This is a genomic window from Allobosea lupini (genome assembly GCF_900109525.1).
GTDB classification, from domain to species: Bacteria; Pseudomonadota; Alphaproteobacteria; order Rhizobiales; family Beijerinckiaceae; genus Allobosea; species Allobosea lupini.
Genome location: NZ_FOAN01000019.1, coordinates 1 through 12,786 on the forward strand (window position 1 = coordinate 1; position 12,786 = coordinate 12,786).

At 63.8% G+C, this 12,786-nt stretch carries 16 protein-coding genes; 3 read left to right on the forward strand and 13 right to left on the reverse strand.

What is annotated here, in order from left to right:
* Positions 1–194 precede the first annotated feature (194 nt).
* Positions 195–590, reverse strand: a complete 396-nt coding sequence (locus tag BMZ21_RS29105) for a hypothetical protein (RefSeq protein ID WP_091843396.1) — start codon at positions 588–590, stop codon at positions 195–197.
* Positions 591–716: 126 nt separating this feature from the next.
* Between BMZ21_RS29105 and BMZ21_RS29110 the strand changes: the two genes are divergently transcribed.
* The 3 genes from BMZ21_RS29110 to BMZ21_RS29120 all read left to right on the forward strand — a co-directional run bounded on the left by BMZ21_RS29110 (position 717) and on the right by BMZ21_RS29120 (position 2,557).
* Positions 717–971, forward strand: coding sequence for a hypothetical protein (locus tag BMZ21_RS29110; RefSeq protein WP_091843399.1), 255 nt, complete (start codon positions 717–719; stop codon positions 969–971).
* 51 nt (positions 972–1,022) lie between these two features.
* On the forward strand, positions 1,023–1,352 hold the full coding sequence (locus BMZ21_RS29115; RefSeq protein WP_091843402.1) for a hypothetical protein: 330 nt from the start codon (positions 1,023–1,025) through the stop codon (positions 1,350–1,352).
* A 218-nt stretch (positions 1,353–1,570) separates the two neighbouring features.
* Positions 1,571–2,557 carry a DUF2971 domain-containing protein gene (locus tag BMZ21_RS29120; protein WP_091843405.1) on the forward strand — a complete coding sequence of 329 codons (987 nt, stop codon included), beginning with the start codon at positions 1,571–1,573 and terminating at the stop codon, positions 2,555–2,557.
* A 156-nt stretch (positions 2,558–2,713) separates the two neighbouring features.
* Here the strand turns inward: BMZ21_RS29120 and BMZ21_RS29125 are convergent, their stop codons facing one another.
* The 12 genes from BMZ21_RS29125 to BMZ21_RS29175 form a co-directional block, all read right to left on the reverse strand.
* Complete coding sequence (locus tag BMZ21_RS29125) at positions 2,714–3,106, reverse strand: hypothetical protein (RefSeq protein ID WP_091843408.1); 393 nt, start codon at positions 3,104–3,106, stop codon at positions 2,714–2,716.
* Positions 3,084–3,551: a hypothetical protein gene (locus BMZ21_RS29130; RefSeq protein WP_091843412.1), complete on the reverse strand. Its 468-nt coding sequence runs from the start codon at positions 3,549–3,551 to the stop codon at positions 3,084–3,086. The genes BMZ21_RS29125 and BMZ21_RS29130 overlap by 23 nt, the downstream gene beginning before the upstream one ends.
* A 15-nt stretch (positions 3,552–3,566) precedes the next feature.
* A complete protein-coding gene (locus BMZ21_RS29135; RefSeq protein ID WP_091843417.1) occupies positions 3,567–3,839 on the reverse strand; it encodes a Pam3-gp28 family putative phage holin in 273 nt (90 codons plus the stop codon).
* A gap of 90 nt (positions 3,840–3,929) precedes the next feature.
* A complete protein-coding gene (locus BMZ21_RS29140; RefSeq protein ID WP_208862400.1) occupies positions 3,930–4,631 on the reverse strand; it encodes a glycoside hydrolase family protein in 702 nt (233 codons plus the stop codon).
* Between the two features lie 70 nt (positions 4,632–4,701).
* A complete protein-coding gene (locus tag BMZ21_RS30680; protein ID WP_208862401.1) occupies positions 4,702–5,106 on the reverse strand; it encodes a hypothetical protein in 405 nt (134 codons plus the stop codon).
* Between the two features lies 1 nt (position 5,107).
* On the reverse strand, positions 5,108–6,475 hold the full coding sequence (locus BMZ21_RS29145; RefSeq protein ID WP_091843425.1) for a hyaluronate lyase N-terminal domain-containing protein: 1,368 nt from the start codon (positions 6,473–6,475) through the stop codon (positions 5,108–5,110).
* A gap of 3 nt (positions 6,476–6,478) precedes the next feature.
* Positions 6,479–6,670, reverse strand: coding sequence for a hypothetical protein (locus BMZ21_RS29150; protein WP_143079841.1), 192 nt, complete (start codon positions 6,668–6,670; stop codon positions 6,479–6,481).
* An 8-nt stretch (positions 6,671–6,678) separates the two neighbouring features.
* Entirely contained in the window at positions 6,679–7,626 is a 948-nt protein-coding gene (locus tag BMZ21_RS29155; protein ID WP_091843433.1) for a hypothetical protein, read from the reverse strand.
* 7 nt (positions 7,627–7,633) lie between these two features.
* A complete protein-coding gene (locus BMZ21_RS29160; RefSeq protein WP_091843436.1) occupies positions 7,634–11,488 on the reverse strand; it encodes a host specificity factor TipJ family phage tail protein in 3,855 nt (1,284 codons plus the stop codon).
* Entirely contained in the window at positions 11,485–11,898 is a 414-nt protein-coding gene (locus BMZ21_RS29165) for a hypothetical protein (RefSeq protein WP_091843439.1), read from the reverse strand. Before BMZ21_RS29165 ends, BMZ21_RS29160 begins: the two co-directional genes overlap by 4 nt.
* The gene (locus tag BMZ21_RS29170; protein ID WP_091843444.1) at positions 11,888–12,403 is read right to left on the reverse strand and encodes a DUF1833 family protein; all 516 of its coding nucleotides are present in this window, start codon (positions 12,401–12,403) and stop codon (positions 11,888–11,890) included. The genes BMZ21_RS29165 and BMZ21_RS29170 overlap by 11 nt, the downstream gene beginning before the upstream one ends.
* Positions 12,404–12,407: 4 nt before the next feature.
* The gene (locus BMZ21_RS29175; protein ID WP_091843449.1) at positions 12,408–12,785 is read right to left on the reverse strand and encodes a hypothetical protein; all 378 of its coding nucleotides are present in this window, start codon (positions 12,783–12,785) and stop codon (positions 12,408–12,410) included.
* Position 12,786: the final 1 nt, after the last annotated feature.

The following is a 12,786-nucleotide window of genomic DNA, read 5'->3' on the forward strand; positions in this document are numbered from 1 at the left end:
TCCCACTTTCGAGCCGGGTTGAAGGCAGTGGGAAAAATCAGGCGAAAAAGCGCAATGAAATCAATAGGAGACTAGGAAAGTGGTGGGCCGGGCCGAAGTGCCTGAAGTGGCCGTAATCAGATAGTTGGCGCCCAGTGGGAAAGAGTTTTCGCCCACCTCTTTTCAGGGGTTTCGGCGTGCCTCTTTCCCACTTTTCACTCATCGCCTTCGCCGACACGCCGGCGGCGAACTGGCTCGCTCGGCTCGGCGGGCAGCACGTCCGCCTTGCCGCCTTCGATCAAGGTTAGCCCCGACAGGCTGGGCGGCAGGTCGGGCGGCCGCGGGCTCATCACGTCCGGACAATACGCCCCGCATTTGCGGCCGTACTTCTGCGGCTTCCAGCTGGGATTGAGCGGGTCGTAGGGGCATTCTGACACGAAGGTGCGCAGCACCCGGCCAAGCGGCGCGTTCAATCCGTACTCGATCGCGAGAACTGCCAGGCGGACCTTCGCCTCGCGCGCGCAGTGGTGACAGCGCAGGTGCAGGGCCACCCAGGGATAGTGCCCGATCATCGTCGCCAGCGTGACCGGCCGGCGCTCATGCTTCGTCATCGCCCGATAGCGGCCTTGGCCTCGATCGTCGTCATAAGAGACGTGTCCGGCAACGGAACGGCAGGCATGGCTTGCATCCTCGATATGAGAACATTATGAGAACATACCGTATCAGGGAGTCAAGTTATGGCCACTGTCGACACGTTCTTCCTCCAGCCCTTCAAGACGCATCGCAAGCGCCTGGTGCCCGGCCAGCGCCTGCCGGCCAAGACGAAGCATCAAGCTCTGAACGAGGGCGAGCGCCTGGGCCGCACCGCGGAAGGCGTGGCAGTCATCCACGTCACCGCGGATGATGAGACCGGCGAGGTTAGCGCGCTCGACGTGCTCGCCCGACATGGTGCGATTCCGGAGGAGTTCGAAGAGCAGATCAGGGCGCTGTGACCGTTATCGAGGCCGGCCCCGCCAGCAGTCCAATCTCGGTGGATTGACGGCATGAGCCTGGTCCTGTCCCGCAGCTACCCCGACGATCCGATCCAGGCGAACCGAGAGCACTTCTGGCGCGTGACCAGCGAAGGCGTCTACGTCGGGTCGATCGTCTACCAGGCATGGCAGCACAGCGCCGTATGGCATTGGACAATACAGGTCCATGACCCTTGCTCAGACCTCGGGAAGCAAGGCGTCGCTCAGACGCGCGATGATGCGATGAAACAGTTCCGCTCAGCCTGGGACACCTATCGCACTTGGCTTGGCGATGAGCGCTGGCTGCAATGGATTAGGCACATGGAGCTTGTGGATGCGCGAGCGGGCAAGGGTAGGTATTGAGGCTCAGGCCAGCCTGTAGACAGCAGCTTCGTCCGCCTTCTCCCCGCATCAGCACCCTCGATGCGGCAGTCGCGCAGCTCGTCAGCGAGATCGAGCGTTATAGGCAAAGCACCTGCACAAGCCCAGGCCGCCACGAGCGCTTCAAGTCCGCACTTGACTTTATCGATTAGTATCGCTTCCAATCACCGCATCTGTTTAATTCCTTACAGTAGACAAAGATGATGCAGGAAAGAGAAGAGTACAACAGTCCATTCTACGAATTAATGGACTCAATATATTCGGACATCCCTCTTGACCAGGAGTTTTACCAAAGCAAGCCGTTGCTCGCGCACTATTCTTCGTTGGCAAATATCGAGTCCATCTTGAATTCGAGAGAAGTTTGGCTTGCCAATCCGACCCTTATGAACGACCGGGAAGAGCTAGAGTATGGCTTAGACAAGGCCATGGACGTGATGATTGAAAGCAAAGATATCGCGGCAGCATTTAATAACGCGGAGTTCCATCGAAAATTTATTTCATATCTTGAATTCAAATACAAATATTTCCGAGATGAACACTTCCCAGATACGTATATATTCTGCCTCTCGCAAATCGGCGAGGACGAAGTAGATGGGCGGCTTTCAATGTGGCGCGCCTATGGATTTGATGGAAACGGGGCAGCGATCGTATTCGACACAAGTAAAATTAGCCCGTCACCGGATGCGACGCCGCTAAGAATTGTTAAGGTTGAATATAAATCAAATATCGAACGAGACAAATGGTTGACGGCCAAAGCGCTAGAAATCGCTAAGATAATTCAATCTAATCCAGTTGACGCTCGCGACATCTTTGCGATTGCGTATCAATCATTCGAGCGCCTCAAGCTGGCTGCTCTAGTAACTAAACATATAGGATTTGCTGAAGAGCAAGAGTGGCGCGTAATGTTTACTCCTGATATTAAGGATGAACGATTTGACGAAATGAAATCGTATTATAACGGACCAAATGGCATCGAGCCTAGATTGAAGTTGAATTTTGATAAACTTGAAAAAATGTCGGATGGAGACACTAAGTTCGGCGATATAGTTTGTAATTTTATCCTTGGACCTACACGCTCTAGCAATCTAAATCTGATCAGTTTTAGGAGAATGCTTGAGCGATATGGTCTTGGGCACCTGAAAGACAAGGTTGCGGTGTCGACGATCCCATATCGCAGTAAAGCGTAACCGTCAGACATCTCGCTCCATTACCGCACGGTCAGCAGGAAAAAAAAGGCCCGGCCCCGCGCGAGCGAGACCGGGCCAGTCTAGGGAGGAAACGCCCAAGGAGGGCAGCCGGTTACGCCGGCCAGGCGATCGCAGGGCGGATGCCCGGCAATTCCATCACGTCCGTCGGCGCGGCGCGGGTTCGCGCTTCTGGCCGGCTTCGTAGCCCTTGCGCCACTGGCGGTAGTCCTGCCGATCCTCGGCATCCTCCGCGAGGATCTGGCGTATCGTCCCCAACTCGTCGGCGCACCGGCCGGTCTCTTCGGCCTCCTTCTCCTGCGCCAGTGCGAGGCGAAGGACGCCGGTCGCCAATTCCTTGACGGCCGTCATGTCGGCGATGCTGGCCGCCTGCAGCACGACATCTTTCCCGGTGACCGGCGGCTCGCGCTTGCCGGCGATGTAGCCGCTCCGGCCGAGGAAGACGAAGCCGATGCCGACGCCGAGCATGACCAGCATCTGCAGGCCGGGCGGAAGGGCGGCGATCCATTCAAAGCCCGGCGGCATCGGCATGTGCTTTCTCGGCCCGGCCGGCGTCGGTCCAGACGCGCCGGATATTGTAGGCGTCGAGCCCGAGAACCACGCCGGCATAGCAGACGATCAGCAGCGGGCGATCGGTTGCGAGGAAGCCGGCGAAGACCGGGAACCAGACGCCACATGACAGGAAGGCGCAGGCGCCGCGCACATGCGGCGACCATCGCCCGTACCAGGTGCCGGCAAACGTGCCGTTGACGACAAGTGCGACGAGCCGGAGCGCGCCGATCAGGATGCAGGCCCAGCCCCAGACGAGCTCGTCGGCAATCTTCGCCAGCCCGCCATAGCTCAGCGAAGCGTCGAAGAGCGCCGGGTACTGCAAGAAGAGCGAACCGAGCCAGATCAGCAGCGCTGCGAAGCCCCACTCGCTGGCTCGCGCCGGGAAATGGTCGGTGATGCCGCGCGCGACGCGGACGATGATCATCGGCGAGGCCAGCGGTCAGCGCGCGACGACGGTGGCGGGGTCGTCGACCTTGGCCGCGATCTCCGCCGTGGTGACGATCTTGGCCACTTCGGGCAGTGCTGCGGCAGTCGCGACCAGGCCGGCCTTACGGCGCACGTACAGGCCATACGCCGCCGTCAGGATCGTGATCACCGCCCCGACAATCGCCTCGAGCGTGCCGCTATCCAGATAGCCTTTCGTCACGAGGCCGCCGCCGACGGCAAGGAGGATCTGGCGCAGGAAGCTCCAGAACTGAACGTTGTTGATCATGCTGCTCTCCATGCTGCTGCTGGTGGTGAAGTCGGTTCGCGGAAAGCGAGAGACGTCAGTGGATGACTGATGGCCGCCGGCGGGATCAGCTCAGGCGGCGACCTTGATCGGCGCGGCGTCGGTCGAGCGCGCCTTTGGCAGCCGGGTCGCATATGGCGTCATGAATTGGTCGGCCTCGGCCGTACGCCGCGACAAAATCTCTGGCGGCTTGCGCCAGGCCAGGATGGCAGCGCGGATTTGCGATGCAGGAGCGCCAGCGTTGATCAGCTTGACGAAACTCGACTTCATCAGCCCGCCGGTGCCGATGTTGTAGCAGATCGAGGTGAGTGCATCGAACTGGTGATCGGCAAGCGGCACGGTGACAGCGCGCCGGACGGCATCTTCGTACTGGACGATGTCGCGGGCGAAGATGGCATCACACTCCGCTCGTGTGATCGTCAGGCCCCGATATGGCACCGGAGCGCCGGCGGCCGCGGTGTGGCCGATGCCGATCGTCCAGACCCCGACGCTGTCGATATAGGCGGTCAGGCGCCGCGCCTCGCGCGCGATCAGCGCATCGAGGCCGATCGCGGAGGTGGACTGGCGCGGTGGCGCGGGCGCAGCCTGGCTGGGTTCCTGCGCTGCTCCCAACGCTGTGGCAGTCTTCGGCCCAGCGATGCCGTCAGGATAAAGCCCTGCGCCCCGCTGGAACGCGGCAACGGCAGCCTTCGTGGCCGGCCCAATGATGCCGTCGATCGAGCCCCTATAGAAGCCGAGCGCGAGCAGCGCCCGCTGGAGAGCGGTCGTGTCCATGGTGTATGCTCCGGATACGAAAAAGCCGCCCGAAGGCGGCGGACATTGCGGCGCTGGCAGGCCTTGCGGCCTAGTAAGTCGGCGCCAGGACCTCATTGGCGCGGGTCGCGCCAAGCGCGGCTTCGACGCCGGCGCGCAGGGCGGGATAATCCGCATCCGCGGTATCGAGGAACTGCGCGGCCTCGAAGACCCGGCGCAGGCGCAGCGGTGCGGCCTGCAGCGCAGCATCCACCGCCTCGGCCTCTTCGTCGGTCAGCCGGCGCCAGACCTCCGCCTTGGGGATGCGGGTGAAGGTCGGCGCCGACGGCGGCACATAGAGCGCGATCGTCAATCCGGTTGCGAGCGCGGCGTCGAAATAAGGCTCGCCCGGCTCTGCCGGGAAAGAGACCTCGCAAGGCCCGGCGGTGCCGTGAAGAGCGTCCCCGTCAGCCAAAACCGCGGCGATCGAAGTCTCGGAAATATAGCGCAGTTCCATGTCAAAGCTCCGCGTCGAAAGCGATCCAATGGTTCGCGGAAATGCGAACGATAACTCCCGTCGGCACCGCATACGAACCCGAGGTGGTAATGATAAGGTCGATACCGGAACGTCCAGCGGGCGAAGTCCCTGTGATCGCAACGGCAGTTGTGGCCCCCGTGCCGCCTGCCGAGTCAGCAGCGATCTGCGCGACAGACGATAAAGAGAGAACAGGGATAGCGCGCATGGGAACGGGAAGCGGTACAAAAGCGAGACAAGTCAGGGAAGAGGTCGACATCCCAGAGCCAACGGTAAACCTTCCCGTCTCGCCGAAGCGCACGTAATAGCGCTGGCACAGCATCAGCTCGAGACCATAGGGACGGATCTCGAACGCTGTCGGAATGACGCCGAATTCAACCTGAACGGATCCGACCGATCCCCCAGAGAATGCCACGGTACAGTTGGTGCCTTGGGTCAGCGTGAACGTCTCGCCCTTCGTCTTGGCGACCCCGTCGACCGTGCAAGTGGCATTGCCAACCCAATTGATCACGTAGGTGCCGCCGTAGGCGATGCTGGCGCCCTCGATGATCTGCACGAGAGAGCCAGCCGAGATCGTCGCATTTCCGCCTGATGCGGTGAAGGTCACGCCCGAGGCGCCAGCTTTCCAGCGGTCGAAGGTGTAGACGCCGGCGCCGACTGCGGAGCCTCCATAGGCCCGCTGGTTGAACCTGAAATCGCCGTTGATGATCAGATTGCGCAGGCCGGATTGCGCCAAGCCGAGGGCAGACAGGGTCGCGCGTGCTGCGGCCGCGTCGGCGTCGTCGACGAGAGTCCTCCCAAAGGCCGACAGGACCGCGGGGTCGATCGTCAGGGTCGCGCCGGAGCCGGAAGCGACGATGTCGCCCCTGTCCCCGTCGAGAATGAACGACGTCACGCTCCAGCGCGAGACGCCATCCGACACCAGGTCCCAGCGCCCGCCCGGCGTGGAGCAGACCAGCGACGTCGCGCCGTTGATCGTATCGGACCCCGCGCGCGCAATGGTCAGGGTGTTTGCGCCGTTGATGGCAGGCAAGGTGTCGAAGAACGTGATCGTCCGGCCGGCGGAGACGGCGTTGGCGGCCGGCAGTGTGCCGGTGCGCGGCGCGGTGAACGCCGTATTGGACACGACCATCCGGTCGGTGATCTGGAAGCTGAAGTTGGTATTGCCGACGGCGCGCAGCACCTCGCTCGAAACCTCATCGAGGCGCGCCACCTTGATGCCGCCAGTCGTCGCCCCGTCGTGGCCAACCCAGCGCTTCTCATCGGTAATCCAGGTGAGTTCACCGGGCGCGCCGACAAAACCCGAGTGCGCCGCGGCCGTGCCACGGCGATGCTGGACCTGAATGGCCATTGTTTAATCCTCGTGGATGGCGTTGAAGGCGAGCTCAACCAACCGCGCATGCGCTGGCTGCAGGCCCGAGATCCTGATCTGGTCGCGTCCGGAGTGGATCACGAGCAGGACGACGCCAGGGTCGTCCTCCGCGACGCAGAGTTCGGCAGCGATCGAATCCGCTGCGCCGTCGACATCGACGACGAGCCCAGTCATCTCGTCGCTCATGGGACCGTACCGTAATCGGCATAGTCGGTCGGCAGATCCGTGATCATGCCGTAGTCGATCAGGTTGCCGGCGGCGAAGACGATGGCGGCAGCGGCGGCGGCGGAATCGGACGCCTCCGCGGCATAATGCTTGGCCGAACGCCCGCCGACCGTGCCGGTGATGGCCTGGTTCCTCGGCTTTTCGGCCCATTCCTGGGCAAGCGCTGACTTGTCGACGGCGATATCGCGCGCGTCAAACGTCTGCGACCGGTAGCCGGCGATCGTCGCCTTGTCGTCGGCAACGATCGCTTTGTCATTGGCCACGGTCTGGGCATGGCCGCCGGCGATGGACGCCCAGTGTTTGGCCGATCGGGTGCCTGCCCCGAAGACGTCCTCGCCGTTCGGCTTCTCCGCCCAATCCGCCGCGCGCTGCGCCCAGCCGCCGGCAGCGGTCACCGATACGGCGGCCGCGCTGGCTGAGGTGCTGGCCGCGGTCGAATAGTGCAGCGCCGAGCGCGTGCCCGGCGTCGTCGTGACATCGGTGTTGAATGGACGTGCTGCCCAGGCCGCCGCGAGATCGCGATAAGCCAGAGCGTCATCCGCGGCCTGTCGGGCCGTGGCCGAAGCGGTGGCGTCCTGCTCGAGGAACTTCGCGAACTTGTAGGCGAGCGCGCGGTCGGCGAGGTGCCAGGGCTGGCGCGCACCGGTGTAGGCGACGTTGCTTGCACTCGGCCCGCTCCAAGGCTCGGTGAGCTCGACCTCGGCATCCGAGATGATGTGCTTGATGTAGTGCCGCGTCGAGCCGACCGCGATTGTGTCGCCTTCGAGCGCCGCCGAGGTGAAGACGGTCAGGGAGCCATCGACCACGTTCAGAGATCCGGTGACGGTGACACTGCCATTGACGACCGTGACCAGTCCGCCCTGGAAGAACAGGTTCTCGGCGAAGATGACGTTCCCGAAGCTCATTCCGATCTCACTTGTTGAAGCAGACGGCTTGGACGCTGACGCCAACCAGGTCCTGGACGCCGCCCAGAACGCCAGCCTGGTCAGTCACGACCTCGATGATGTCTTCACCGGTGTAGCCGACGTCATAGGAGGCCATAGCGATCGTGCAGTTGTAGTGCGCGAGCGAGGCGCCGTTGTTGACGATGTAGGTGACGAAGCTGACCGGCACGACCTTGATGTCGACGCCGTTGCGCCTGATGCGCATGGCCGCGCCTGTGCCGTTCACGCCGGTCTGGCCGCCCTGGTAGACGCCGGTGATGTTGACGCGCGAACCGACACGCACCGGCAGGCCGATCACCGCATTGCGCCCGGCGCTGTCAGCGCTTGCATGGCGGGAAATCGTGCCGGTGCGGATCACGACGTCGTCGATATAGGTGACGCCGTCGACGACCGAGAACGGCACGGTGCGCGTCAGCGGATTGCCGAGGATGAACCGGTTAACGTCGATGAAGAGCTGGCTGTAGAAGGTGGAGCCCTGCTGGATCAGCTCCAGATAGAGACCAGTCTCATAAGCGGCGCCGCCCGCTTCGGCCCGCAGGAGCACGGCGAAGCGGGCAAACACGCCCGACGGCTTGGCGACGGCGGCGAACTGGACCAGTCCCTCGGCCATCAGGTTTCCGAGCCGCGCCGAGACTTGGCTGACCTGCTGCGCGATCGCCTGGTCGGCGGTCGCCAGCGCCTGCAGGGACTGGTTTGTTGCAGCAGCGTGCCCGGTGAAGGTGGCCGTCAGACTGGTGATCTGCTGCGACAGAGCCGAGGTCTGGTTGGTCCGGACGAAGATCTCGGTGTCGAGCTTGGCCTCGTTGTCGCCCAGCCGCGTGTTGAACTGCGTCAGCTGGCCGGCGATCACCAGGTCCTGCTGCGCCAGGGCTGCCGTCTGCTCATAGACCGTGGCGAAGCCCTGCTGATACTCGGTCCTGAGCTCATAGCTGGTGGTGACCAGCGCCTGCGTCAGCTCGGTCCGGACTTCCTCCGTTCGCCGCAGGCCCGTCTCGGCGAGGCGATTGGCGTTGAAGCCGTCGACCAGGCCTTCGAGCACCGTCGAGAACAGCGGATCGATGCTCGGGATCTGCTGCGTGCGGTAGCGGATGCCGGCGACAAGCTCGTCATAGTCGACCCGCATGATGCTGGTCTTGCCGGAAATGACAGCCTGCGGCGCGCTGAACTGCGTCGAGCGGATCGCGCTGCGCTGGCCATCCTCGGCATAGGCGAACGCGCGGACCAGGATGAAGTCGTTGGTGTCGCGCACCGGATAGCGGCCCGATGAGGCCGGCCCGTGATAGGCGTCCTCATAGGTCTCCCAATTGTCGTAGGAGATCCGCACAACATAGTTGACCGGCACGCGCGGCCGGCCGGCCGACCAGTCCATGTACATCTGCGTGCCGCTTTGGCGCGCATCGGCGAAGATATAGGCGATGTCGATCGCCGCCTGATTGACCAGGCCCGAGGACGGCGGCGGCGGCGGAGCGACGATCGCCTCGCCGAGATCACTCCAGACGCCGGGCGCATCGAAGGTCGCCTCGATCTCGACCCGCTCGGGATCGAGGAAGCGGATCGCGCGGACCAGCCAGGAATTGCTGATCACGTCGAGCTCGCCGATCACCATCGAGGTCGGCGCTTGCGTCGCCGTGCTGAGCACCTGGCCGATCGCCAGCCCCGTCTGGGCCTGCGCCGCGGCGACGTCGTCAGGGTTCATCGCCAGCGTGAAATCATCGACCTGCGAAAGCTGCACCGGCCCCCAGGACCGGCCGTCCTGGGCACGCAGGTAGCCGTAGCAGGTCGCGCTCGGCAGGGTGAAAGCCTTGTCGATCTGCAGTTTGAGACCGCTGCCGCCGTAGACGCCGACCGTGTCCTGCTCGTCGAAATACCAGCTGTCGACGAGGCACTTGTCGTTCGGCAGGATCGTTCGGCCGGCGAGTTCCAAAGTGAAGGTGCGCGTGCGCCGGCGCCGATAGGCGGTCGAGGCTGCCCAGGTCCCGAGATGGATCGCATGGGCGCCCTCGGTGACCCCTTCTAGCTTGATCCGACGCGGGTTGCCGGTGTCGACGCCGAACCGGACCGGATAGTCCCGATGCTTGCGCGGGTCGCCGTCATCGTCCCATTCGACGATGACGTCGGCGGCGCCGTCCGACAGGTCGAGATTGAAGTCTTCGCTGTCGGTGTCTTCCAGGATCTGGCGGCGCGTGATGACGTGCTTGCGCACGAGCTTCTGGTCGTCGCGCACCATCGTCCAGAGATTGCCGAGGCGCAGCGGCGAGGCGCGCATCACCCCGAGCACCGTCTGTAGTGCCTCATAGACCGAGATCGGCCCCCGGATCACGCCGTCATAGGTATCGTACTGATTGACGCTCGCGGCATAGCTGGCGAAGGTCGCGATATCGATCTGACTGTCGGGCTGGCCGGCGCCGGCGACCTCGTCGCGCAGGATATGGACCGCAGCCCACACCGCCTTGCGCGTCTCGGTGTCGATCCAGGCGCTGCCGTTCCAGACCGGCAGGATGCGCGCGGCCTCGACCTCGATATTGGCAAACGCGGTGACGCCGACGCCCGGGCCAGAGCGCACGCGCATCGCGATCTCGGTCACATGCGGGCGGTAGATGCCCTCGGGGATGTGCGAGAACAGCCCCTCCCACGTCACCGTGTTGACGATTTTGCCGTTCTGCGGCTGCTGGCCGAGATTGCAGGCGCGATAGGCATAGAGCCCGGCCGGGATGTCGATAAAGGTCGTCACCCGGCGCGGCTGCGTCGTCTGGGTATTGCCCTCCTCGCGATAGAGATCCGACCAGCCGCTGATGACATCGCCATCCTCGTTGACGTGGGCGTACTGGAAGAGCACGCCCCAGTCGGTCGGGAACTGCTTGCCCTCGTACTTGCCGCTGCCGATCGCATAGATGCCGGCCGGCAGGGTCCAGTTGAGCTGAACCCGCGATTGCGGCGCCGCATTGCTGCCGAAGGTGAAGGGGCCGGCCCAATCCGGGCTGTCGCCGGGGCGCGGCAGCTCTATGCTTGCCACGGCCTGGGCCTGTGCGACTTGGCCGGGCACCAGGTTGGAGAACCCGCCTGGGTCGATGATCTCGACCTGTGCGCCTGTAAAGGGCGGCTGCACGCCCCCGGGGGTCCAGATCACCGCCCCGCCTATGCGGATTTTCTTGATCGAATGCTTGCCGAGGCCGACCGTCATCCGCTTGTACAGGAGCTGATCGTCGCCCTCGAAGATAATGAAGTCGGGCTGCGACAGGTCCGGTGTCGTCCAGCACCGGCCAAAGATAGCGGGGATACGATCGCCCGCTCGCGCGAGGTTGCCGCCGCCGGAGACGCCATAGAGCGGGCGGTTGCCCTCTTCCTTGTTGGCCTTGGACTGCGTCGCACGCGAGGCGAGATAGCCGCCGCCGGCCAGCAGCGCGGCCGAACCTGCCGTGTACAGGAAGCCAGCGACCTTCATGCTGACATCGAGTGCGCCAGCGATTGCGCCGATAGCCCAGAACTGCCCGAGCGCCGCGAGTGCGATCGTCGCGACGAGCATGCCGATGCCGGCCGCTTTGCCCGCCCGGTTGCCACCGGCGCCGGCACCGCCGCGCGGGGCATAGATAATCGCAACAGTGTCGTCCGGCTCGATGCGTTCGAACCGCCAACGCTCCGGCATCCGAACGTTGAAATCCGTCGGGGCCCAAGGCTGGCCAGCCCGATAGACGCAGACGATATGCGGACGCGTCCGATTGGCGTGCCGCTTCACGATCGTCGAAAGCCGCCGACGGCGGCGATCGAGCGTGATCGGAGTGTTGTCGGTTTTGCCGTCGAGGCGTTCGAAGAGAATTGTCGTCATCGGGCGGGCAGGTAGTAGCTGGGGGCCGCCCAGCCGCGAGCGGCCAGGACGGCGAGAGATTCGAAGGCGACGCCGTGCGGATCGTCGGTGTGCAAAACACCGCCGCCGTCGAGGGCGAGAAAGACGCCGGCATGAATCGCGGCGCGCACCCGGCCGAGGCTCTCGCGGCCAATGAAAACGACCGCGCCATGCGCGGGGCCGGCGACCTCGCACCAGTCGTCATGCCGATCGCGCTCCGCCATCATGCCGATCAGCTCGCGCTTGCTCTGCGGTGCTGCCAGCACGATCGGCAGCTCGCGGCCGAAGACCTCGTGCTGACATTGCCGCGTCAGCTCCCAGCAATGCAGCCTGGTCGGCTCGTAGGGGCGGCCGATCATCCGGTTGACGAAATCGACGGCATCACAGGACATGGAGCGCCTTGTAGGTCTGCAGGTCGTAGGTCTTGCGAGGAAAGGCCTTGAGGGCGATCTCGAAATAGGTGAGCTCGCCGCTGGCCGAGAAGGGGTTGACCGAAACCCGCTTCAACCGCAGGCCGGTCCAGACGTCGGGGTTGCTGAGGTCCTTTGAATGGTACTCCCGGTAGGTCACCAGAAAGGGCTGATCCGAGGTGACCGCCAGCTCCAGCGGCTCGCGCAGATGACCGGATATGTTGCTGACCCGCAGGCGAGCCTGCCCGGGTCCATCTTCCTCATGGCTTGGCCGCGTCCAGCTGAAAGGGATGACCTGGAACGGCACGAGCGGCCCGCCGGGCTCGACCGGGAAGCTCTTGCTTTCGAAGACGTCCTTCACCGGGACGGCGTTCAGGAAGCGCAACGGCTCGATAAGCACGGCGTTGTCGAACTGGATCGTTTCCCAGACGTCGCCATCGACATCGGCAGAGGCCCAGGACCTCGCCAAGGCAGCAGACAGCGTCATCGCATCACCAGTTGTAGACGAGCCGGGTAAAGGCGACGCGCGTCCAGGGCGGCGCACTGAAGTCGCTCGACAGTGTGCCTTCGGCAATCTCGCATTTGCGGAGCACGTAGCCGAGATCCGGCCGATAGACCGGCATATCGAAGACGAGCGTACCGTCGTGCAGCGTCACCCGCAGAAACTCATCGAGCGCCGCCCACTGCACGCCGGTCAGCGGGATGCTGCGCCAGCTCATGGTGGTGACCCGCGGACCCGGGCGCGGACGCTTGATTGAGGGGCCGGCATTGGTCTTGAAGACCGCTGGCGGCGTGAACGATGCGGACGCGGTTGAGCCCTCGGCCTCGCTTTGATGCGGGACCGTGCTTGGCCAGACGGGGACAGCCATT